At 60.5% G+C, this 22,517-nt stretch carries 24 protein-coding genes and 1 pseudogene; 4 read left to right on the forward strand and 21 right to left on the reverse strand.

Features of this window, described 5'->3' with window-relative positions:
* Positions 1-159: 159 nt before the first annotated feature.
* A complete protein-coding gene (locus KUV26_RS17560) occupies positions 160-351 on the reverse strand; it encodes a hypothetical protein (RefSeq protein ID WP_222509324.1) in 192 nt (63 codons plus the stop codon).
* A gap of 144 nt (positions 352-495) precedes the next feature.
* Between KUV26_RS17560 and KUV26_RS17565 the strand changes: the two are divergent.
* Positions 496-657 (forward strand): annotated as a pseudogene (locus tag KUV26_RS17565) (arsenical resistance protein ArsH); the annotation flags it as partial.
* A 101-nt stretch (positions 658-758) separates the two neighbouring features.
* Here KUV26_RS17565 and KUV26_RS17570 read toward each other — a convergent pair.
* The 4 genes from KUV26_RS17570 to KUV26_RS17585 form a co-directional block, all read right to left on the reverse strand.
* A complete protein-coding gene (locus tag KUV26_RS17570) occupies positions 759-1,925 on the reverse strand; it encodes an MFS transporter (RefSeq protein ID WP_222509325.1) in 1,167 nt (388 codons plus the stop codon).
* A gap of 12 nt (positions 1,926-1,937) precedes the next feature.
* Entirely contained in the window at positions 1,938-2,333 is a 396-nt protein-coding gene (locus KUV26_RS17575; protein ID WP_222509326.1) for a GlcG/HbpS family heme-binding protein, read from the reverse strand.
* A 105-nt stretch (positions 2,334-2,438) separates the two neighbouring features.
* Positions 2,439-3,155 (reverse strand): IclR family transcriptional regulator, encoded by a 717-nt coding sequence (locus tag KUV26_RS17580; RefSeq protein ID WP_222509327.1) that lies wholly within the window; start codon positions 3,153-3,155, stop codon positions 2,439-2,441.
* Positions 3,156-3,337: 182 nt separating this feature from the next.
* Entirely contained in the window at positions 3,338-3,799 is a 462-nt protein-coding gene (locus tag KUV26_RS17585; RefSeq protein ID WP_261399963.1) for a MarR family winged helix-turn-helix transcriptional regulator, read from the reverse strand.
* Between the two features lie 97 nt (positions 3,800-3,896).
* On the opposite strand from KUV26_RS17585, the gene KUV26_RS17590 reads away from it, so the two are divergent.
* A complete protein-coding gene (locus KUV26_RS17590; protein ID WP_222509328.1) occupies positions 3,897-4,325 on the forward strand; it encodes an organic hydroperoxide resistance protein in 429 nt (142 codons plus the stop codon).
* A 409-nt stretch (positions 4,326-4,734) separates the two neighbouring features.
* Here the strand turns inward: KUV26_RS17590 and KUV26_RS17595 are convergent, their stop codons facing one another.
* The 15 genes from KUV26_RS17595 to KUV26_RS17665 form a co-directional block, all read right to left on the reverse strand.
* The gene (locus tag KUV26_RS17595) at positions 4,735-5,043 is read right to left on the reverse strand and encodes a YciI family protein (RefSeq protein WP_222509329.1); all 309 of its coding nucleotides are present in this window, start codon (positions 5,041-5,043) and stop codon (positions 4,735-4,737) included.
* 7 nt (positions 5,044-5,050) lie between these two features.
* On the reverse strand, positions 5,051-7,009 hold the full coding sequence (locus KUV26_RS23815; RefSeq protein ID WP_222509330.1) for a TRAP transporter large permease subunit: 1,959 nt from the start codon (positions 7,007-7,009) through the stop codon (positions 5,051-5,053).
* The gene (locus tag KUV26_RS17605; RefSeq protein ID WP_222509331.1) at positions 7,010-8,056 is read right to left on the reverse strand and encodes a C4-dicarboxylate TRAP transporter substrate-binding protein; all 1,047 of its coding nucleotides are present in this window, start codon (positions 8,054-8,056) and stop codon (positions 7,010-7,012) included. It lies immediately after the preceding gene.
* A 46-nt stretch (positions 8,057-8,102) separates the two neighbouring features.
* Positions 8,103-8,759, reverse strand: a complete 657-nt coding sequence (locus KUV26_RS17610; protein WP_222509332.1) for a malonic semialdehyde reductase — start codon at positions 8,757-8,759, stop codon at positions 8,103-8,105.
* Positions 8,759-9,601: a 3-keto-5-aminohexanoate cleavage protein gene (locus tag KUV26_RS17615; RefSeq protein WP_222509333.1), complete on the reverse strand. Its 843-nt coding sequence runs from the start codon at positions 9,599-9,601 to the stop codon at positions 8,759-8,761. The genes KUV26_RS17610 and KUV26_RS17615 overlap by 1 nt, the downstream gene beginning before the upstream one ends.
* A gap of 3 nt (positions 9,602-9,604) precedes the next feature.
* Positions 9,605-10,489 carry an intradiol ring-cleavage dioxygenase gene (locus KUV26_RS17620; RefSeq protein WP_222509334.1) on the reverse strand — a complete coding sequence of 295 codons (885 nt, stop codon included), beginning with the start codon at positions 10,487-10,489 and terminating at the stop codon, positions 9,605-9,607.
* A gap of 37 nt (positions 10,490-10,526) precedes the next feature.
* Positions 10,527-11,183, reverse strand: coding sequence for a glutathione S-transferase family protein (locus KUV26_RS17625; RefSeq protein ID WP_222509335.1), 657 nt, complete (start codon positions 11,181-11,183; stop codon positions 10,527-10,529).
* Between the two features lie 13 nt (positions 11,184-11,196).
* Positions 11,197-12,954 (reverse strand): FAD-dependent oxidoreductase, encoded by a 1,758-nt coding sequence (locus KUV26_RS17630; RefSeq protein WP_222509336.1) that lies wholly within the window; start codon positions 12,952-12,954, stop codon positions 11,197-11,199.
* A 32-nt stretch (positions 12,955-12,986) separates the two neighbouring features.
* Entirely contained in the window at positions 12,987-13,574 is a 588-nt protein-coding gene (locus tag KUV26_RS17635; protein ID WP_222509337.1) for a VOC family protein, read from the reverse strand.
* A 2-nt stretch (positions 13,575-13,576) separates the two neighbouring features.
* On the reverse strand, positions 13,577-14,647 hold the full coding sequence (locus tag KUV26_RS17640) for a branched-chain amino acid ABC transporter permease (protein WP_222509338.1): 1,071 nt from the start codon (positions 14,645-14,647) through the stop codon (positions 13,577-13,579).
* Between the two features lie 3 nt (positions 14,648-14,650).
* Positions 14,651-15,511 carry a branched-chain amino acid ABC transporter permease gene (locus tag KUV26_RS17645; protein ID WP_222509339.1) on the reverse strand — a complete coding sequence of 287 codons (861 nt, stop codon included), beginning with the start codon at positions 15,509-15,511 and terminating at the stop codon, positions 14,651-14,653.
* Positions 15,508-16,302, reverse strand: coding sequence for an ABC transporter ATP-binding protein (locus KUV26_RS17650; RefSeq protein WP_222509340.1), 795 nt, complete (start codon positions 16,300-16,302; stop codon positions 15,508-15,510). Before KUV26_RS17650 ends, KUV26_RS17645 begins: the two co-directional genes overlap by 4 nt.
* The gene (locus KUV26_RS17655) at positions 16,302-17,015 is read right to left on the reverse strand and encodes an ABC transporter ATP-binding protein (protein WP_222509341.1); all 714 of its coding nucleotides are present in this window, start codon (positions 17,013-17,015) and stop codon (positions 16,302-16,304) included. Before KUV26_RS17655 ends, KUV26_RS17650 begins: the two co-directional genes overlap by 1 nt.
* A gap of 70 nt (positions 17,016-17,085) precedes the next feature.
* Positions 17,086-18,363: an ABC transporter substrate-binding protein gene (locus KUV26_RS17660; protein ID WP_222509342.1), complete on the reverse strand. Its 1,278-nt coding sequence runs from the start codon at positions 18,361-18,363 to the stop codon at positions 17,086-17,088.
* Between the two features lie 31 nt (positions 18,364-18,394).
* Complete coding sequence (locus tag KUV26_RS17665) at positions 18,395-19,468, reverse strand: maleylacetate reductase (protein WP_222509343.1); 1,074 nt, start codon at positions 19,466-19,468, stop codon at positions 18,395-18,397.
* Between the two features lie 91 nt (positions 19,469-19,559).
* Here KUV26_RS17665 and KUV26_RS17670 point away from each other — a divergent pair, with 91 nt between their 5' ends.
* Entirely contained in the window at positions 19,560-20,507 is a 948-nt protein-coding gene (locus KUV26_RS17670) for a LysR family transcriptional regulator (RefSeq protein WP_222509344.1), read from the forward strand.
* 21 nt (positions 20,508-20,528) lie between these two features.
* Here the strand turns inward: KUV26_RS17670 and KUV26_RS17675 are convergent, their stop codons facing one another.
* Entirely contained in the window at positions 20,529-21,470 is a 942-nt protein-coding gene (locus KUV26_RS17675; protein ID WP_222509345.1) for a LysR family transcriptional regulator, read from the reverse strand.
* 110 nt (positions 21,471-21,580) lie between these two features.
* Between KUV26_RS17675 and KUV26_RS17680 the strand changes: the two genes are divergently transcribed.
* On the forward strand, positions 21,581-22,513 hold the full coding sequence (locus KUV26_RS17680; RefSeq protein ID WP_222509346.1) for a VOC family protein: 933 nt from the start codon (positions 21,581-21,583) through the stop codon (positions 22,511-22,513).
* Positions 22,514-22,517: the final 4 nt, after the last annotated feature.

A 22,517-nucleotide genomic window follows, 5' to 3' on the forward strand; every position in this document is an offset into this window, starting at 1 on the left:
CCAACCCGTGAGGCCCCAGGATAGATTCAGGATGGTATCAACCCCACCGTTGGTTGCGAGTGTGCTTCAAGGTAAGTTTGAGGCCATTGCCCTGTCTGTGTGAAAATTTTGAGAAGTTTGTAACCCCAGGATTGGGAACAGACATTCGTGTCTGCTCCTTTACAGTAGACAGGACAATATCTGTCTTGCCTCAGGTAGGGCCAAGGTCAGGAATGCGCAGGAAGTGACCTTGGCAAAGTCGGGCATTTGGCGCACCCAACCGAGGTTTTGCGCTGCGACGCAGACCGCCGTTTCTGCCGTTCGCTGCAACTGCACGTTTCTGGAGCCCGTGAACTCTTTCAGCGAGGACATTTATGCCGATTTAATCAAGTGTGCGAAGGCCCGCATTCAAAATGATCGCGGCAAAACCGGTACGTTCCGAAGCGCCTGCAAACTAGGGAGTTCTTGAACATCCTGCAGCGCTGGGTAAGTCTGCCGCCGACCAAAATGCAGGTGAGTTATTACAATCGCATCGTCGACGTGATGGAAGAACTGGTGAAGTTCACCCTGTTGACCCGAGACATGAAGGATCATCTGGTTGATCGATACTCCGAACGGGTCGAAAGCCGTGCAGAGCTGTCCCAACGGGTCAACCAGCCAAAGGCGGTCGGCCAGTGACTGCAGAGCGTTTGGGGGCGGCAACCGGCAAAACCATTGGCGCGCCGCAATTGTGACTATGCACTGCCAGGCCTCGGGGCCGGGCAGTGCATGATTGCGCGTCAGGCGTGGCTTTCCTGTGCTTTCGCTGTGATCAGTGACACGATGCCGAGGGCGATCACACCCGAAAGGGCCGCGGCCACGGGGGTCATCCCGACGCCAGGGCCGGCCACGATTAAACCGCCTACCCCTGATGCACCCGAGATCCCCAGGTTGAAGGCCGCGATGTTGAAGCCCGAGGCGATGGCGCCTGCGCCAGGGCTTCCGGCCTCGGCCGTTTCGACCACTGCCGATTGCACGATCGGCGAGATGGCGAAGGCAAAGACCCCCCAAACAGCGAGGTTGACCGAGATCGCCCAGATGCTTCCCTGGGTCGCCAGCAGCATGGCAAGCGATGCCACGAGGCCGATCAGCACGATACGCAGCGCGCTTGTTGCGCCAAGCCGGTCGGAGGCCGCGCCGCCCGCGAGGTTGCCGACCACGGTCGCCAGTCCAAAGAGCATGAGCGCGAGACTCACCGATGCAGGCGCGATGCCAGTCACATCGGTCAAAAGCGGCGTGAGGTAGGTGAAGACGACGAAGGAGCCGCCAAAACCGAAGACGGTGACGAGATAAAGTGCCAGCAGCCGCGGGCTGGCGACAAGTGCCAGTTGCCGCCACAGCGGCAGCGCCGCGCCAATGCGCAGGTTGCCCGGCAACAGCAGAGCGAGGCCGGCAAAGCTGAGGACCCCGAGCACACCGACAAGCAGGAAGGGCGTACGCCAGCCGAAAGTCTGGCCGATTAAGGAGCCAAGCGGCACGCCCACGACCATGGCCACGGTGAGGCCCGCGAACATCAGCGACACCGCACGGGAGGCCCGCGAACGGTCGACCAGAGAGGTGGCGATTGCCGCGCCGATCGAGAAGAATACGCCGTGGGCGACCCCTGTCACCATGCGGCCGGCGAGAAGGGTGCCGAAACTCGGCGCAAGCGCCGCCGCGAGGTTGCCCGCGGTGAACAACGCCATGAGGCCAAGCGCCAACGGCTTGCGGGGCAGGCGTTGGGTCAGGGCGGTAATCGTGGGTGCGCCGAGCGTGATCGCCAAAGCGTACATACTTACGAGAAGACCGGCCGAAGGCACGGTCGCGTCGAGGTCGCCGGCAATCTCGGGGATGAGGCCGATGATGACGAACTCGGTCGTGCCGATCGCGAAGGCCGCGATGGCCAGGGCAAAAACTGCGATGGGCATGATAACCTCCTCTTACCGTAGAGCCGCGGCGGCGGCTTGCGCGATGTCTTCATCGTCCTCGACCGTGGCACCGGCCACGCCGACCGCGCCAAGGAAGGTGCCGTCCGCGTCACGGAGTACGACGCCGCCGCCGAAGCTGATCAGCCCGCCGTTGGTGTTCTCGATCGTGTAGATCGCGCCCGACGGGCGCGCCTCTGCGCCAAGCGCGATGCTGTCGTTCTGGAACAGGGCCGCGGTGCGGGCTTTTTTCTGTGCCACGTCGATGGCGCCGAGAACCGCGCCTTCCATACGCTCGAACCCGGCGAGCTGGGCGCTGGCATCAACGACAGCGATATTAATCGCAAAGCCATCCTGTGCAGCCTTGGCGCGCGCCGTGTCGATGGCGGTGCGAATGATGTTCTGATGCATGGGATCGTCTCCTTGTCCTGCGGGGCGCCGTGCCCGCTTGCAAGGACCCACTTCGGACGTGACAGCCTTGTTGGAAAGGGGCGCCCATGCGAGAGCGCAATCTATTCAATGTTGCTGAACTTCAGCCGAAATTCTCAACATTTTCCACGCCGCATCGCGCATCCTGGCTTCGGTAAGTTCGCCTTTGGGACCGGCAATGGCGAGTGCAGCTCGAACCTCTCCCTGTTCCCTGACCGGGATCGAAACGCAGTGACGACCAGGCGTGAAGAATTCGAGGTCAAGTGCGAAGCCCAGGCGGCGAACCTTCAATAATCGCGCGTCGGTCACTCCATCCTGCGACAGATCACGGCGATGCCGCACGCGTGTCTCCAACGCAGGCATGAAGGCAAGGAAGACAAGACCCACAGCCGTTCCTTCAAGTGGTTCCCGTCGGTCCACCGGCGAGTTCATGTCGTCAGCGCCCGGGCCGCACACATCAAGGTACAACGCTTGATCTCCGCTGGGAACCGCAAGATAGGAGGCAAATCCCGTCAACTCGGTGATCCGCACAAGCGCAGGTCGCAGCGATGCCCGCAAACGGTCGTCGTCGCCCGCGATCCGCGCAAGGTTGAGGATGCGCGCCCCGAGATAATAAGCACTGTTACCGGAGCGGCGATGCAGGTAGCCGAGGTTCGAAAGCGTGCGAAGGATGTTATGCACTGTGGTTTTTTTAAGACCAGTGATGTCGGAAATCACGGCGAGCTGGGCACTGCCGCCCTGGCGGGCGATGACCTCAAGGATCGCCGTGGCGCGTTCTATCGATTGAATGGTACTACCAGGCATGGGACCATATTCAGCAATGCTGGGCGTTTGTCACGCTCTTCCTGCCTCACAGCTCGGGGCGCGTGAACCATTCCATTATGGCTAAGGTGAGCATCGGATGCTGGCCTCAAAATAATCGCCCTGACCTACGGGGTCGCACGATGGCCCGTTGGCATCGCAGACCGCAGGCGAAACGGCCTCGGCTACGAAGATGAAACTGCGGCGCGCAGGCGTTCCGTCAGGTCGGCAATCTGATCGCGAAGCGCCCCGATATCCGTATCACCCCGGTCGGCGGCACGGGTGACGCAAAGACCGATGTCATGCGCCCTGTCCTCGAGATGTTTGCCCCTTTCCGTCAAGGTGACGGCCACGCGGCGTTCATCTTGAGAGCTGCGGCGGCGTTGAACCAGACCCGCGACCTCCATCCGTTTTAGCAACGGGGTAAGCGTGTTGGTTTCCAGGAACAGCACCTTCCCCAGTTCACCAACGGTCTGGCCGTCACGTTCCCACAGGGCAAGGAGCACCAGGTATTGCGGGTAGGTAAGCCCGAACTCCGCCAGCACCGGCCGATAAAGTCGTCCCATCGCGCTATTCAGTGAATAGATCGCAAAGCAGAACTGCTGATTCAGAGGCAGGGCATGTTTTGTCATCTTGTCGTCATACATAGATCGCATGCGATATTATCGCAAGCGGTTGATCAATCCATAGCTGCGCAATATATATCGCACACGATACAATCGCAGTCGATAAAAGGAACTCTCAATGTCTGTCTCCCCAATCTATACCGCCCATGGATCCGCAACCGGAGGCCGCGATGGCACAGCCAAGGTTGCCGGCACCGACCTGGTGCTGAACCTCGCCCCACCGACCGAAATGGGCGGCAACGGCAATGGCTACAACCCTGAGCAGCTGTTCGCTGCGGGGTATTCCGCCTGCTACATCGGCGCGATGAAATTCGCGACCACCCAGGACGCTAGCCTGCCGAAGGTGCCCAGCGACGTGGAGGTCGAAACCGCTGTCGGCATCGGACCGCGCGACGCCGGGGGGTTTGGCCTGAAGGTCACGCTTGCCGTTTCGCTGCCCGGCGTCGACAAGGAAGCCGCCAAGCGTCTGACCGAAGCTGCTCACCAGCTTTGCCCCTATTCCAATTCGATCCGGGGCAATGTCGAGGTGACCACCGATATCCGGTGACCACAGGCGGCTGCAGATCGTTTTAAAGGGAAATAGCCCCTCAAACTTCGGCCGTAACATCTCGGTGCGGCCGAACTTTCTGGCGGGGGTCATGCTGCAGTTCGACCATGCCGAAGTCGTCGAAGGGACCGCCAGCACGGAAGTTGCGGCTGGCTCATCGTCCCCGGTTTCGCCTCGCGCGCCCCTCGCATCCTCTGGTCTGCCCCGCGCGGCCGCTTTAAGGGTAGACTGAGAACAAGGATGCACGTCTAACACCCGGTTGTGCAACGGTGCTCTGCCCCTGCAAAATCCAACTTTCGGTGACCCAAGCTTGGGGAGCAGCAAGAGTAGCCGAAAACTCTAGCTTCAGGCGGTCCACTTTCCAGGAGGCAGAGCATTTTCTGTCTTTGAAAGACCATGTGTCCAGAACCTAGCCGCTGCCTCCCATTTTGTTTTGCCTTATCAACACCTTGTTAATACAGACAGTTTCCCAGACATTGGCGAGCCTCAGCGGATCCTGTGCAATCATCTCTTCGACCGCCTCTAGGTGCGGTGCTTCGAGCAGGAAGAAGCTGCCGGTCATTGTTTCCTGATCCCCGATTGTGAGCGGCCCGGACAGCAGCACGGTCAGGCCGTGCGCGTCCGGTGCAGTATCCAGATAGGCGCGATGCGCAGCCAGGTGCGACAGGCGGCGCTCTACCGCATCCGGTTTATCGAGCGCATGTACAACGAAATGCATGATTTACCTACCTGAAGAAAAGGCTCAGAGACGGGAAGAACATCAGGATCAGTGTCACGATTGACATCATGATCACAAAGGGGAACGTGCCGATGAAGATGTCTCCCAATGTCGTGTTACGGTCGGCGATTGTGGCCTTGACCACATAGACCGTCAGGCCGAAAGGCGGGGTGAGAAGACCGATCTCGACTGCGATCACCGTGACAATGCCGAACCAGACCAGGTCCCCGCCCAGTTCCGGAACAATGGGCAGCGCCAGTGGCAGAAGGATCAGCATGATCGAGGTGCTGTCCAGGATCATTCCCATCACGATGACGATCGCCACATAGACCAGCAGGAAGCCGTAAAGCCCCGGCCCGGCGCTGGTGAAAAGCGCAGTGACTTCTTGCGGTATGGTCGAAAGCGTCAGCATCCTTGAGTACATCGAGGCCGCGATGATCAGCATCAGAATCGAGACGGAAACAAGCCCCGTTTCCACCAGCACGTTCCAGAAGCGCCGCAAGGTCAGCTTGCGCCGGGCGAGGGCCACGCCGATGGCGGCGGCGGCACCTGCTGCTCCGGCTTCGGTCGGAGTGAAAATACCGGAGTAGATGCCGCCAAGAACTATCAGCACCAGGATTGCAATAGGTGTCAACTTGGTCACTGCGCTGCCCCAGGTTTCACCCTCGATCACTGTGGGGCGTTCGGATTGCATAACCAGACGCGGCCGCAGGAGCGCCATCAGATAGATGCCTATGCCAAAGACTGCCGCGAGTAGTGCGCCGGGCACGATAGCTGCCAGGAACAGTGCGCCAACAGAGACCTCGGCCAGCACGCCATAGATGATCAGCAGAAGGCTGGGGGGGATCAGCATTCCCAGCACCGAAGACCCCGCGACAACCCCCAGCGCAAAGCGGTTGTTGTAGCCGTTGGCGACCATCTGGGGGACTGCCACGCGGCTGAAAACCGCGGCAGAGGCAATCGAGATGCCCGTAATCGAGGCAAAGACCGCGTTGGCCGCGACTGTCGCCATTCCCAGCCCGCCCTTGATTTTCTGCAAAAGCCAGGCCGCGACGCGAAAGGCATCTTTGCCGATGTCGGCAGCATCCACCACCAGCCCCATCAAGACAAAAAGCGGGACGACACCAAAGAGGTAGCGGTTGATTGCCCCGTCAGCTGCCAGCGCCAGGGAACGCATGGCCACATTCGGATTGTCGCGGATCAGCCAGATTCCAAGAAAGGAAAGCACGATCAGTGCGACGGCAATATGAGCGCCTGAAAAAATCAGAAGCAGCATGAAGGCAATTGCCACCAGACCTATCTGTACACGGCCAAGATCGGCTGAGAACAACAGATAGCCCAGGACCAGCAGGACAGCGAAAGCCGCAAAATAGCCCCAGCCCCGGGGCTGCACGGTCGGCGTGTGAAGGATCTTCAAGGGGGCAACGCGGCCGGAACCGGCCAGTGTTTTGATGTCGTGCAGCACCTGGATGGCAAAAGCCAGGCAGGTCAGAAGTGATCCGGCAAACAAACAGGCCTTGATCGGCCAGACCGGAGCCGTGAAAACGCCCTGTGCGCCGAAAAACTCGTTCTCGATCCATGCATCGGCCAGTTTGGGCCAGGTGCCCGTGGCAATAACCGCAAACACGAAAATGCCGGCCAGGTGGAAAACGATGCGGATCAGGGACGCGGCGAACGGGCGCTCCGCCTCCAGCCAGCCGATCAGGATATCCGTCCGGGTCATCCGGCCGCTCATCAAGGCGTGGGCGGCCTGCAGGAAAACGATGGCCACGATCGAGTTCGCCACGATTTCACTGACACCCTGCAACGGCGTGTTCAGGACAGTGCGGCCAAAGATATCTCCGCAAATCAGGAGCATCAGGCAGAAAATCCAGATGGAGGCCGCGCCGCTGACGAAACCCGTCAGCGACCGGACACCTGCTTCGGCACGGTCGGTAGTGTGCCGGAATTGCCGTTCAGAGATCATTTAACGTGCGTCCCAAGCGATCTTAGGTGTGATGCCTGCCGCGCGCACTTTTTCCATGTAGGCGGAAACAACCTCTTGCGCGCCTTTCGCAGCATTGGCCTCGGCCCATTCGCCGGCCAGGTTCGGCAGCCCTGTTTTCCAGGCCTCGATGTCAGCCTCGGGCAATTGGGTCACGGTAGCGCCAGCCTCGGGCAGTTTCGCCAAAAAGCTCTCGTAGCGGGCCATTACTTCTTCTGCATGGGCCACGGTGTATTCTTCGCCCAGTTCGGTCAGAACCTGCCGCACGTCATCCGACAGCCCATCCCAGACATCTTTGTTGATGCCAAACCCGCCGGTCATCTGCGCGCCGATCCCAACCAGGGTTATATAGGGTGCAACTTCGTAGTGCTTGTTTGGAAATGCGCCGGTGACGATGACAACGACACCGTCGGCAACTCCGGTCTGAATCTGGTTGTAATAGGTGGGGAGCGCTCCGTTGACCGGCACCGCGCCAACGGACTTGATCCAGCTCGCCGAGGGACCCGGCGCAATGATCTTGCGGCCGTCCAGGTCAGCAAGAGAGTTGACCGGAAAGTTGGTGAACAGGTGATAGGTCTCGACCCCGCTTGCCCCGAGGAAGACGACGTTCTGGTCGTCCCAGGCTTTCTGCAGTTGTGGCAGTTCGCGGTGGAGTTCGTTCATGATCTTGAGCGTGGCCACCAGATCGTCGCTCACGAAAGGCATGAAATAGGTCATGTTCTGGAGCGGCATCTTGGACCCTTCCCAAAGCGTGCCGACCCAGCCTGCGTCGGTAAGGCCGTCGCCAACTGCCTCAAGTGTGTCCTTGAAGCCATAAAGCGCTCCGCCATAGGATTCCGTCCATTCGATGCGGTCCTCTGATCCCATCGCTTCAAGGCGTGCATTGGATTGTTCCACTACGGTCGTGGAAAGCTGCCCCACCCAGGGCAGCACCTCGGGATGGCTTGACGACATGGTGAGGTTGAAGGTCTCGGCCTGGGCTCCGGCGGTCGTCAGGGCGAATGCAAGAGCTGCAATACTATGTTTCATGATTTCTCCTCCTGTTTTGAGCGGCTCGGACTTGGGTCTTTGCCTTTCACAGCGTTTCGCATACGGACTCGTAGCCGAGCCGGGGCAAGCGCCTGAAAATCTTGGATGTGTCGGCGTATCCGAGGTTCACGAGAAAGTTCGACTTGATCGAAGTGCCGTGGAAGAACTCCTCATCCACCTTGGCGTTGTCGAAACCTGACATGGCGCCCACATCCAGCCCCACGGCCCGGGCGGCCAGCATGAAATAGGCACCCTGCAAAGTGCCATTGCGGAAGGCGTTGACTTGTGCCGCCGTGGCGTTGTTGCGGAAGATATCGCTGGCTTCCGGGTTCGGGGGGAACAGTTTGGGAAGCTCTTCCCAGAAGTTCAGGTCATAGGCGACGATTGCCGTGACCGGAGCCGTGCGCATCTTGGGACGGTTGCCCTCGAACAGGCAAGGCTCCAGCCGGTCCTTGGCGTCTTCCGAGCGGATGAAAAGCACCCGCATCGGCTGCTGGTTCATCGATGTTGGACCCATCTTCGCAATTTCATACAGTGCGCGCAGACTGTCGTCGCTGACGTCCCGGTCCTGCCAGCCATAATGGGTGCGGGCCTGGTGGAACAACAGCTGCAAGGTGGCTTCGTCTGCGGTCAGTGCGCGGTCCTGCAGAGCCTTGGCAGCAGTTCGGGCGGCATCATCCGCCGCAATCACGGGGTCTGTCATCAGTTTCTCCTTTGGAAAGGGGGGAGCCCTAGTATCTCGCGCGCTTGATCCGGGGTTGCCACCGGGCGGCCGTTCTCTGCGCAAATCCCGGCGGTGAGCCGCACCAGCGCAGCGTTTGAAGGCGCCAGTGTGCCGCGGTCGATGCGAACATTGTCCTCAAGCCCGGTGCGGGCATGGCCGCCTGCGGCTATGGACCATTTGTTGATCTTCAACTGCTCGCGCCCGATGCCCGCAGCGCACCAAGGGGCGCCGGGGAACAGGCGGTTCACGGTTTCGACATAGAAATCAAAAACGTGACGATCCGCCGGCATGGCGTTTTTCACACCCATGACGAATTGCACATATGGCGTGTCCGCGATCTCACCAGCAGCGTGCATCTCGGCAGCTTTCAATATGTGGCTGAGATCAAAGGCCTCGATCTCGGGTTTGATGCCATGGGTCTTCATTTCGCTGGCAAGCCATGCAACCAGATCCGGCGGATTCTCGTAGACGCGGGCCGGGAAGTTGTTGGAGCCAACCGAAAGCGATGCCATATCGGGACGCAAGGACAGCATGCCGCCCCGCGCCTGCCCGGCGCCGGACCGCCCGCCAGTGGAGAACTGAATGATCATCCCGGGGCAATGCTTCTGCAGGCCTTCCTGGAGAAGCGCGAACCTTTCCGGGTCGCTGGACGGCGCCTGGTCGTCGTTGCGCACATGGGCATGGCAGATGGTGGCGCCGGCTTCAAAGGCTTCGTGGGTGCTTTCGATCTGTTCGCTGATGGTGACCGGTACTGCCGGGTTGTTCGCCTTGGTCGGCAGCGATCCGGTGATCGCCACGCAGATGATACAGGGTTCCGCCATCTCTCAGGCTCCCTTCGGCGCCAGCACGAAATCGTGCTCGACATCATAGTAAAGACCGTCAAAGCCGTTCTCGGCCTGCTTGGCCGGATCTTCGACCGGCACAAACTTGGCCATCAGGCTTTCTTTCACACCAAAGACCGCATCCGAGTTGATGTAGGGATCGTCCGGGTCAAAAATATGCGTGGTCAGAGGGTCAAAGCCGTCTTTTGCGATGATGTAGTGGAAATGCGCCGGGCGGAACGGGTGGCGTTCCAGCTTGTAGAGCAGCTTGCCGACCGGCCCGTCATCGGGAATCGGATAGAACTTGGGCTTCACGGCCTTGAACCAGTAACGCCCATTGGCACTGGTGGTGAATTTGCCTCTCAGGTTAAAGTCCGGCTGGATACCCTTCTGCTGCACGTCATAGAAACCCTCGTCATTTGCCTGCCAGACATCAACGGAAACGCCTTCCAGCGGGTTGCCCTCGACATCAAGAATGCGGCCATGCACAAGCATCGGCTCGCCCTTGCCGTCCAGGCAGATGTTCGTTCCCATTTCGAGTTCCGGCACTCCGTCAACATGGAATGGCCCGAGCACGGTATTCTCGGAGGCCCCGGTGGGGCGGCGCGAATTGATGGCGTCCACCAGCATTGAAATGCCCAAGGTGTCGCTCAGCAGAATGAATTCTTGCCGCCAGTCGTCGCACATGTGGCCGGTCTCGGTCAGGAACATGATGGCTTCCATCCATTCCTCACGGGTCGGTTCGATTTCTTTCACGGCAGCGTGAAGGTGCCGGATTATGACCGCCATAACCTCTTTCAGTCGCGGGTCAGTACATTTTTGCATGCGTCCAATCACGACTTCCGCGCTGTCGGCTTCGGTGAAAAATCCTTGTTCTTGGGCGTCCATTGGGTTGTCCTCCTTCTGGGGCGGGGCTGCGCCCCGGTCATTCGTTTGGCTTGCTGCCGGTGTGCCCGGGCAGGTCAGGTTCTTCCTTGGTCGCAAAGGCGAACCCCGGCCGCCGCCGCTGCCCTTCCATCCAGGCGCGCAAGGGATCCGGGATCGGGATCCCCAGCGACAGGCCCTGCATTCTGTTGAGGCCGATCGTCAGCGTGATATCGGCGAGAGAGAACTCAGGCCCTGCCATATAGGGAGACCTGGCGATCCGGCCCGCAGCGCGTTCGGTAAACGTCGCGGCCTTCTGAAGAGCCGCGCTGGCTGAAGGATCGTCGGGCGCAATCTTTTGGTCCCGCACGACATCCAGAAACAGCATTCTGACCGGCGGCCAGAAGACTAGGGCGAACCAGTCCAGCCAGCAGTCGACCTGCGCCATTGCGGTGGTGTCCGACCCGTAGAGCGCCCCACGGCGCCGTGCGAGGTGGCGCATGATTGCCTGGCTTTCGAACAGCACAAGGTCTTCTTCCTGCCAGACAGGCACGGTGCCGTTCGGGTTCAGCGCAAGAAACCAGGCGGATTGATTGCCTCCATATTCGCCAGCCAGCGGGCGATGATCCAGACGAATACCCAACTCGGCGCACGTCCAGAGCACCTTCTGAACGTTGGTTGAGCTGCCCCGCCCCCAAAGTATCGGCAGATTGGTCATCGCCCCGTCCGCCTCAGTGTGCCAGGATTTTGGACATCACGCGGCGCAGGTCTGCCGCCGGATCTGCAGTCAGTGAATCCGTGCGCCAGGCGACGTGATGATCCGGGCGCACCAGAATACAACCGGTGTCCGAGACCTCACGGGCCCTTGCCCAGTCCCCGGTCAGATCCTCGATATCGCGACGCGGGCCGATCAGCCGGACATCCAGCGGAACGCCCAGTTCCTCGCCCACGTCGCGGGCTGCGGTTTCCCATGCCTCGCCGCCGATGCCTGTGAAGATCGTGAAGCGGCCCTTTCCGCACAAATCCAATGTCGAATGCTTTGCGCCGCTGCCGTGTTCGAACAGCCAGACATGCGGTATGCGCGCGCCAGGCCAGGTTGTCGGCTGGTAGTGCAACTCAGCATCCAGTTCAAAGGCAGGCTCAATCTGTCCGTCAGTCTCGATCGCATTCGACCGGTAGCGCTGGTTCATCTCGACCCCGTGGGCATCGAATTCGTACTTCTTGAACGCAATAGCTTCGCGGATTGCTTCGCGCTGCTTCTCGGCCGAGGGGGTGGCATCGCAACGCGCCTCAAGGTTCTGCTGCATCACTTCCGGTTTCACGCCCTCGGTCATGCCCAGAGATTCAAAGATCGGACCGAATTCGCTGATCGACTGGTTGGCACGGGTGACGATCTGCTTGGCGACAGGCGCGCGTTCGGCGGTGTAGCTGTCCAGCAACCCTTCGCTTGCCTGGCCCTTCAGAACCGCTGCCAGTTTCCAGGCCAGGTTGAAACTGTCCTGGATCGACGTGTTTGACCCCAGGCCGTTAGACGGCGGGTGCCGGTGGGCCGCATCGCCCATGATAAACACACGTCCCTTCTGCATGTTGGTGGCGTATTTGTTGTTCACGGTCCAGGTGTTGGCCGAGATCAGCTCGATCTGGAGCTCCGGGTCGCCGATCAGCTGCCGCGCGACCTGGGTGGCCAGCGCCTCGTCCACTTCGGGCGCGGGCTGGCTGATGTCGTACCCCCAGACAATCAGCCATTCGTTCCAGGGCCGCACCATCCGCACCAGCCCCATGCCGATGCCGCCTACGTCCGCGCCAGGCTGCATCACCCAGTACAGGACGCTGGGACGGTGGGCGACATATTTGGACAGGTCCGCCTTGAACAGGATGTTCATCGACCCGCCCACACCCATTTCGCCTTCGAACGGCAAGCCGCAGTGTTCCGCAACCAGGGAATTGCCGCCGTCCGCACCGACAAGGTATTTCGACCGGATGGTGAATTCCGCGCCGGACAGGCGGTCGCGGCAGGTTGTCGTCACCCCCTCGTCATCCTGTGCGTGGCTCAGATATTCTGTCGACATGCGTGCTTGCGTTCCGCGCGCGCAGGCGGTCTTGAACAGCAGCGGCTCCATCATTGTTTGCGGCAGATCGTTCATCATGCAGGGTGATGACAGCTTGTGTTCGGCCTGAGAAAGCGGGTGGTTGCCCCAGGACTTCAAGCGGCCGATTTCCTCACCGGCAAGGCTCTCGCAGAACACATTTTCGCCCATCAATTCCTGCCCGGCGGCGAACATATAGGCTTCGTCTTCCACCTCGCGGCCCAGATCGCGAAGCACCTCCATCGTGCGCTGGTTGGTGATATGCGCCCGCGGTGTGTTGGCCAGCCAGCGATAGCGGTTAACGGCCATGTTCCCGATGCCGTAGCTCGACAAGAGCGCCGCCGTTGCAGAGCCCGCAGGGCCGGTTCCGATGATGAGAACATCGGTGGTGAACGTTGCCATGTCAGCTCCTCCTCTTTTTTGGGGTTATGTGTTCAGGACCGGGGATCCCAGAGACGGCCCTCAAAGCTATCCTCGTAGGCCTTGCCGCCCGGATAGCTGACCAGTTCCAGCTGCAGGCCCCAGGGCGCCATGAAGTAGACCCAGGTTTCGCCCGCGCTAGGCCCTTCGGTCATGGTTGTGGGCGCCCCCAAGACCTGGACATTCTGGTCTTGCAGATACGCGACCGCCGCCGCCATGTCGGTGGTGTAGAAGGCGATGTGATGGCCGCCGATGTCGGAATTGCGCGGCGGTACCGCGTTCTGGTCCGGTGCCGAGTACTGGAAGATCTCCAGATTGGCGCCGTTGCCGCAGCGGACCAGGCGCATGGCCGGAATCGTTGCCTTGGGATCCACGTTCAGATGATCCTGCATCCAGGCGCTGTCGCCGCCGGAAAACGGGCCCAGCGGATAAAACGCAGTGCAGCCCAGAACACCGGTAAAGAAGGTCACAGCCTGATCCAGGTCCGGCACGGTAATGCCGATGTGGTCGACCCCCGCCATGCCTGGCAGGCCGTTGGTGTCCGCGGCATTGACCTGTCCGGCGGCCAAGGATGCAGCAAGCAAAATAGAGGCGATACGCATCTTCAGGTTTCCTTTCTGTTGGATTGGGCGAGAAGGCCGCCGGTCAACCGGCGCTGCACGGGAAAGAGCTGCAATCCGGTTCTCTCGGAAATCAGGCCCCACAGCCCGCGCGGGGCAAACAGCATCACAGCGATGCCGGCCAGCCCAAGCGCCATCAGATACCAGGTACCGAAATCTGCCAGCAGGCTTTGCAGGGCAAAGAAGACAAGGACGCCCAGAATAGGACCCTCGATAGTGCCCAATCCCCCGATCACCACGATGAAGATCACGTAGGCGGTCCAATCGGTGACGCTGAAGGCGGCATCCGGCGAGATCCGCGCCTTTTGCAGATAGATCAGCCCGCCAGCGATCCCGGTGCCAAAGGATGCGGTCAGAAACACCAGCCACTTCATCCGGCCCGCGTCCACGCCGACGGATTTTGCTGCTTCGGTGTTGTCGCGCACTGCTGCCAGGGCCAGCCCCCGCTTGGAACGCAGCAGCCAGTAGATGACGGCAATCGTGGCCACAGCCAGGGCCAGTGCCAGCCAGTAGGCGAGGATGTCCCGTGCCGCGCTGGCGCGCACGCCCAGCGTGTCCTGAACCCAGCTGACCAGCATCATTTCGCGCAGGGCATCGCGCGGCAGCGACGTCCCGGTTCCGCCTGCGACCGCGTGCCATTGCGCGATGATCAGGCGCGCGACCTCGGCGATGACCCAGGTGCCGATGGCGAAATAGGCTCCATGCAGCCGGAAGGCAAAAAATGCGGTGGGCACGGCCAGGACCAGCGCCGCCGCGCCCGAAAGCAGCAGCGCGGAAACAGGGTCCGCTCCGCCCAGGATGACCGATCCGTAAAGGGCATAGGCCCCGATCCCGACAAAGGCCTGCTGCCCCACGGAAACCAATCCGCCATAACCTGCCAGAAGGTTCCAGAATTGCGCCAGCACCAGCATGGTCAGGATAAAGAACAGATCCTGGATCAGCCCGCGCGAGACAAAGGCGGGGGCTGCAAAGAGCAGGGCCAGCACCGAAAGGCCAAGGATCAAGGCAATAGCGGATGCGCTTGTGCGGGTTGTAACTGCATAGGGCATGTCCATGGCTCAAGCCTCCCTCGGAAACAGGCCGCGCGGGCGGATCAGCAGAACAATGAGAAAAGCAACATGCCCGGCGAGGATCTGCCACTCGGGATTGATTGCGGCGCCCAAAGTTTGCGCGACACCGATCACCACGCCCCCGGCAAGTGTCCCCCACAGGCTGCCCAAGCCGCCGATGATCACCGCTTCAAAGGCGTAGATCAGCCGGGCCGGACCAATAGAGGGGTCAAAATTCGACCGCGTGCCAAGATAGAGCGCGGCGATGGTCACCACCAGCATGGCAATTGCGGTAGCCAAGGCGAAGACCCGGTCCGGGCGGATGCCCATCAGGCCGGCAGTCACAGCATCATCTGATGTGGCGCGGAAGGCGCGGCCTATGGCAGTGCGATAGAACAGATGGTTCAACGCCAGGATAACCAGGATTGCCGAACCAAAGGTCAAGAGCGGCATGACTCCGGCGGTGACCGGTCCGAGGCTGACCGAGGCTGTTTCGAGCGCGCCTGCAGAAACGCGCTGGCTGTCAGCCGAAAAACTTTCTTGCAGCGCATTTTGGATGACGATCGACAGGCCGAAGGTCACGAGAAGCGGCGGCAGGATATCCTCTCCCAAGGCCCGGTTCAGAACCAGTTTCTGCAAGCTCCAGCCAAGCAGGAACATCGCTGGCATGGCAACAAGAACTGCCGCAAAGGGATGGAGCCCCAAAGCACTGACCAAGAGCAGGATCAGGTAAGACCCCAGCACGATCAAATCGCCATGGGCCAGGTTGACCAGCCGCATAATCCCGAAAACGAGGCTGAGTCCAGCTGCGAACAGTGCATAGAGACCGCCGAGAAGTATGCCTTGGACGATGGTGTCAATCCAGATCATGCCGCCGCTCCGAAATAGGCTGTGTGAATGTCCTCGCGGGAAATCTCCGAGGGACGGCCTGACAGGGTGATCCTGCCTTCCATCATGCAGTAGACCCGGTCAGCCACCCTCAGCGCCTGGCTGATGTCCTGCTCAACCACGATCAGACTGGCACCGCTGTCCTTGATCAACGGCAAGGCGGCGTAGATGTCGCGTATCACCACCGGCGCCAGGCCGAGGCTGATCTCATCGCATAGAAGGATTTCGGGGTTCGACATCAGGGCACGGCCAATTGCCACCATCTGCTGCTGCCCGCCGGAGAGTGCAGTTCCGGGCGTATGGCGCCGCTCATGCAGAACTGGAAAGAGGGCGTATACCGTGTCCAACGTCCAATAGCCGGATCCGTCGCGGCACGCGGCCACGTCCATTGGACCCGAAGAACCGGTCAGTCTGGCGAGCCATGAACCGATCCGGTCGCCCAGATCGGCGCCTCCCTTGTGCTGGCCTCCGATGATCAGGTTTTCTTCGACCGTCAGCGATGGGAAAAGCCTGCGCCCCTCGGGCACCATTGCAATGCCGCGCTTCATGACGGTGTCGGGCGGCAGATGGCCAATCTTTTCCTGCTTGTGCAGGATCTGTCCGGGGGCATTTTGCAAAACCCCGGTGAGAGACCGCATCAGCGAGGTCTTCCCAGCGCCGTTGGCGCCTATGATCGCCACCGTCTCGCCGGGTTCAAGCCGGATGTCGACCCCGAAGAGCGCCTGGAAATCCCCGTAGTGAGCGGTCAGGCCCTGTGTCTCCAGAAATGTCATCAGACTTCGGCCCCCAGGTAGATTTCCTTCACCTCACGGCTCTCCATGATCCTGGCGGGATCGCCGATCCCGATAACCCGGCCGAAGTCGAGAACGAGCAGGCGTTCCACCACCGACGTAAGCGCGTGCAGCACATGCTCGATCCAGATGATCGTCACGCCCTCAGCGTGGATTTCGCGGATTGTCTGCACCAGCGACTGGCACTCGCCTTCGGTCAGCCCGCCGGCGATTTCGTCCAGGAGCAGGAGCTTCGGGCCGGTTGCCATAGCCCGTGCCAACTCAAGGCGCTTGCGCTCCAGCAAGGAGAGCGAGCCCGCTGCCGCATTTGCCTTGGGCAAAAGGCCGGTGCGCTCCAGCACTTCGGCGCAGATTTGCGTAACATGCGCTTCAGATGCAGACCGGCCGTGGCTTGCAGCGACCAGCAAGTTCTCAAAGACCGTCAGTTTCTCAAAAGGCTGCGGAATCTGGAACGACCGCCCGACACCGCCAAGGCAGCGCCGCATCGCGGACGTGCGGGTGACATCCTGACCGTCGAAGACTATTGCCCCGCTATCGGACATCAGGTTCCCGGTGATCAGGTTGAACAAGGTCGACTTGCCTGCCCCGTTGGGCCCGATGATCCCCAGGGCCTGCCCCGCAGGGACGTCGAAAGTGACGTCGTCGGTCACCTTCAGCACACCGAAACTCTTTGAGACGTTCTGAAGCGCTAACATTGGCTTGAACTCCGCTTGGAAAAAAGGGCAATCCGGGACAGAACGGCGAACCGCAATGCCCCGGACCGCCTCAGTCGGGGAGGATTTCCATCGTGCCGCCTGTGGGCACTGCCGGGGCCGTCTTGTTGTCCACGATTACCAGATCGTAGCCGCCGCCTTCCTTGAGGCGCCACTGTCCGCCGACCAGCGGCGTCTTTGCCACATTGCGTGCGGCAAAGGGGGGCACCCCGGCACCGTCCCAGGCCAGCGGGCCAACGATCGTGTCCAGCCGGGTCTCAGCTATCGCATCGGAAACAGCATCTGCGTCCCGGGTGTCGCTCACACGGCCCATGGCATCGGCGGCAACCTCAAACAGCGCGTGTACGAAGCCGATCGGCTGTGTCCACTGACGCCCGGTGGCTGCTGTGTACCCTTCGGCCAGGCCGCCTGCTGACATTCCGTTGAGAGAAGACGTGAAGGGATGGGTGGGCGACCACCAGACCTCTGAACTGAGGTTGTGGCCGGTGCGGCCCAACGCCTCGACTGCCTGCGGGAACAGGATCGCCTTGCCGATCGATGCCGCCTTTGGGGTGAAGCCCTGCTGTTTGGCCTGGGTCCAGAAAGTGGTAAAATCCGGCGGGATCACGACCCCTGTTACGATCTCCACGTTTGCCTGTTTGAAGGCATTGATCTGGGCCGTGAAATCATCTGTCAGGTTCTGATAACGGCCTGTGTCGGTCAGACCATACCCTTGCTCGGCCAGAACCGGGGGGAAACCTACGTTGGGATCGCCCCAGGCATTGCCATCCCCGTCATTCGGAAACAAGGCGCCAACGGATTTGTTGCTGTCCAGTTGGCCCCACATGTTTGTGAAGACTGCGATGACATCCTCGAGCCCCCAGAAGAAGTGGTAGGCATAATTGAAGGGCTGCCAACTGCCGGGATCACCCGGGTTGCCCTGCTGGCCGATGAACCAGGGCTGCCAGGGCGCTACGGTCGAGATGCAGGGGATCTCCTCATTCTCGCAGGTGGTGGTCACCGGGTTGGTCGTCTCGGGCGTCGACGCAACCAGCATCAAATCGATTTCCTCGTCGATGATCAGTTCCTGCGCCACTTCGGCTGCCCGGTTAGGGTTCGACTGACTGTCCTTGACGATGACCTCAAAATTCTTGCCTGCGTCTGTGTCGGCGAAGCCACCCAGGATGTACTGGTCGGCTTCGGCAAAAGCAGCCAAAGGCCCTGATTGCGGCGTCACATAGCCCACGCGAATACGCGCACCTTTGGCGATGGCCGGAGCGGTCAGTCCCGAAGCTGCAGCGGTCAGCCCGATGGCCGCCGTTGATTTAAGCAATTTCCGTCTTGTCAGCATCTCTTGTCCTCCCTCGAGATGTGCCCCGTTGTCAGAGCTCGGGCTGGCGTCCGTGATAGGCATCATCGAGCAAGGCCCTCACTCCCTCCCTGCTGAGCGGCGCGGGGTTCCAATAGGCATTCTTGGTGGCAAGCGAGGCGGCCCGGTCCAGGTCAGCCTCCTGCAGGCCGAGCGCTTTCAATGCGGTTGGCGCACCTATACGGGATGCGAAATCATGAAGGGCCTTGCCTGGCGAGCTGCCGTCGAAAATCTCGGACACAATCGCCAACTGGTCCGGCACAGCCGCAGCGTTAAAGCCGATGGCATGAGGCAGCATGACCGAATGCGTTTCCGCATGGGGCAGATCGAAGGAGCCGCCCAGGGTGTGGCAGATCTTGTGATGAAGCGACATGCCGACCTGCCCCAGCACCGTGCCGCACAGCCAGGCGCCATAAAGCGTTTCACCTCGGGCATCGAGGTTCCCGGGATCGGTCAGTACCGCCGGGAGGGCATTGGCAAAGGCGCGCATTCCCTCGACTGCCAGGGCTGTAGACAGCGGATTGCGGTCTTGCGCGTATAGCCCCTCTGCGGCATGGGCGATTGCGTTCAGAGCGCTGCTGACCGTCATTCCCACTGGCAGGGTCGTGACCAGTTCAGAGTCATAGAGAATGACTTCGGGCTGCACCTCGGGGCTCTTGAGGGTGGTTTTAAGGCCGTCCTTGGTCTGTCCCAGGATCGGTGTCGCCTCACTGCCGGCATAGGTTGTAGGCACCACGATTTGCGGCAGATCGGTGCGGTAGGCAATGGCCTTGCCAAGACCAGTGGTGGACCCCCCACCGACCGAAACAATGCAGTCGGCACCGGTTGCCGCCACTTCGGTCAGGGCCTCTTCAGTTACACTGACGGGCGTATGCATGGTTGCCTTCGCAAAGACACCCGCTGCCAGCGCCCCCACCTCAGCTGCAAAGGTCTGGGCTGCCGCTTCCTGTTGCGGTGTGGAGAGAATGAGGGCGCGCTGTGCGCCCAACCGCTCGATTTCTTCGGCAATCCGGTGCCGCACACCTGGTCCAAAGCTGACCCGAACGGCTGCGCTGTTCGCCACGAATTCTCTTTGAAAATAGGACATGCTGTTTCACCGATGGCTGTGTTTCATCAGGGTTAGCATGTGCAAACTGCGAACTTGATCCAAAGATCAGCAACCAATATAACATCAAGTTATGAAGATTGATCCGCGCCATCTTGAAATCCTCGCCGCTATTGTCGAAAACGGCGGCCTCACCGAGGGCGCCGAAGCGCTCGGCAAGTCGCAGCCGTCGGTCTCAAGAACGCTGGCACAGCTTGAATCCAGGATCGGTACCGCCCTGTTCAAGCCGGGCCGGCGGCCGCTGCAGCCAACCGAGCTGGGTGAGGCATTGGCCGAGCAGGGCCGAATGGTGCGCAAGGCCAACCTGGCGTCCTCGGATATCGTTTCGCGGTTCAAGGCCGGGCATGCCGGTCTGGTGCGGGTGGCAGGGACGCCGATCTTCATGGACGGCGTGATTTCGGGCATCATTGCGAGGTTCCAAGCGCAAGTGCCGGATGTGCGTGTCGAGCAATCCTATGGGTATGCAGAGACGCTGATTGAAAAGCTGCGCAATGAAACGCTGGACATGGCGATTGTGCCCTTGCGGCGGGACAAGGTTCCTCGCGATCTGCTCTTTCAACCTATTCTGCCGGGACTGAACGTGGTTGCCTGCCGTGAGGGTCATCCATTGACGCGCCGCAAGCTGCTGACACCTCAGGACATCGAGGAGTTTCCCTGGATAGCTCCTCCCGTTGATAGCCCGCTCTACCGCGATCTAAAGCGGGCGCTGGCCAACATCGGAGCTGAAAATTACCGGATCAGCTTTTCCGGCGGGTCGCTGGCTTCGGTTATCAATGTCCTGACCGGTTCGGACAGCCTTACAGTCTTGCCCTATTCGGTCGTGTTCACGATGAAGGCGCAAAGTGCTATTGAAGCATTGTCACTGGAAATCGGCCACCCAGATAGAATGCTTGGCGTGCTGGCTTCCAGCACCCCGCATGATAATCCCGCAGCACAACGGTTCAGAGCCTTTGTTGTTGCCCAGTTCGAAGCACTTGCCCATCGTATTGTGCAGCATCAAAAAGACCGGATCTGGCGATAGGACTGGCGGAATTTCTCAGGATCAATGCCCTGCGGCGGGTCTTACTGCTGCCGTAGCGCTGAACTTGAAGCCATCGATATCCTGCAAATAGGCCTCGAAAAAGTCGGTGAAGGTTGCGACCAGCGGCGGCAGGGCTTCGTAAGGCGGATAGTAAAGCGAAAGCCAAAGCGGCGCGATTTCCCAAGCCGGCAGCACCTGTTGGACCCGCCCGTCCCGCAGTCCATCTTGAACGATGAATTCGGGAAGCACGGCGATGCCAGCCCCTGCAAGCGCCAATTCATACAAGAAATCCCCGTTGTTCGAGATGATGGAACTGCCGGAAGTCACTGTGCGTTTCAGCGGGCCTTTGCTGAAGCGCCATGTTTCGGGCGTTTCGCGCGAGGAGTAAGACAAGCAGTGGTTGCGATCCAGATCCTCAGGGGCTTGCGGGCGGCTGTAGCGTTCAAATAGACGCGGGGCTGCAACTGCCATTCGGGGAACCTCGCAGATTTTGCGCCATATCGTGGACCTGTCTGTGGGCGGAGACGAAATCCGTATCGCCAAATCCGCGCCTTCATCGACAATATCGATCAGTTGGTCTTCCAGCGTGACGTTCAAGGCAATATTGGGATAGGCCAGCCGGAAGCTGTCAACCAGCCCCGGCATCAGCCGCATACCAAAGGACATCGGCGCATTGATCGACAAGCTGCCACGGTGCGGCTGGGTCGCCTGTTCCAGGTCCCGGGTCACCCGGTCAAAGTCTTCGACAATGGCCCGGTAACGTGCCGCGACCAGGGCACCAGTCGACGTAAGCGACACCTGTCGTGTCGTCCGCAGCAGGAGCTGGTGGCCGAGGTCTTCTTCCAATCGCGCTACAGTGCGGGTGACCGTGGCCGGGGTCATGCGCAGACTGCGCGCCGCCGCCGCAAAACTGCGCAGCGCGGCAACTTCAAGAAAGACTCGGATCGGCTTCAGATCTTGCATAGCCCATTATTGCATTTCCTATAACAGTATATGCAATAACGTTTCTATTCTTGGAAGAATCCCCCTCATCTATCTTTGTCCCAACGCAAGATACGCGCTGGAGAAAGACCATGATCAAGGACATCCTGGGCCTGCACCACATCACGTCGATGGCTGCGAACGCCAACGAAAACAACAGCTTCTTCACCAAGGTTCTGGGCCTGCGCCGGGTCAAGAAGACGGTGAACTTTGACGCGCCGGAGTTCTACCACCTGTACTACGGCGACGAGGTCGGCACGCCGGGGTCGGTGATGACCTATTTCCCGTTCGGCCGCATGCCCCGCGGAACCCGCGGCATTGGCGAGGTCGGCATAACCGAGTTCGCGGTTCCAAAGCAGACCCTGTCCTATTGGAAGGACCGCCTCTCCACCTTTGAGGTCAAAGGCCTGGAGCAATCCATGGCATTTGGTGAAAACCGTCTCACCTTCGACGGGCCGGACGGTGACAGTTTCGCCCTTGTGGAAAGCGACCTTCGTGGCCGCACGCCGTGGACCGGGGCAGATGTACCTGAAGAGACCGGGATCCTCGGGTTTCACGGGGCCCGTTTCCGCCTGCGCAACGCCGCGGCCACTGGAGAGCTTCTTGAATTCATGGGCTACCAAAAGGCGGAAAGCGGCCACGGGCTGACCCGTTATGCCGTGGAAGGCGGCAATGCGGCCGATACCATCGACCTCGAGGAACTGCCCAATGCCCCGGTTGCGGGCGAGGGCGCGGGCTCGGTGCATCACATCGCCTTTGCGGTGGAAAACCGCACCGTCCAGGAAACGGTCCGCAAGGCATTGCTGGACACCGACTACCAGGTCACTCCGGTAATCGACCGCGACTATTTCCACGCCATCTACTTCCGTACCCCAGGCGGCGTGCTGTTCGAGATTGCCACCAATGAACCGGGGTTCAATCGCGACGAAGACAGCGCGCACCTGGGCGAGGCACTGAAACTGCCCGCCCGCTATGAACCCTACCGCCAGCAGATCGAGCAGCTTCTGCCGCCGGTCGCAGCCTGAGGAC

The sequence above is a fragment of the Leisingera daeponensis genome (assembly GCF_019801465.1).
GTDB lineage: Bacteria > Pseudomonadota > Alphaproteobacteria > Rhodobacterales > Rhodobacteraceae > Leisingera > Leisingera daeponensis_A.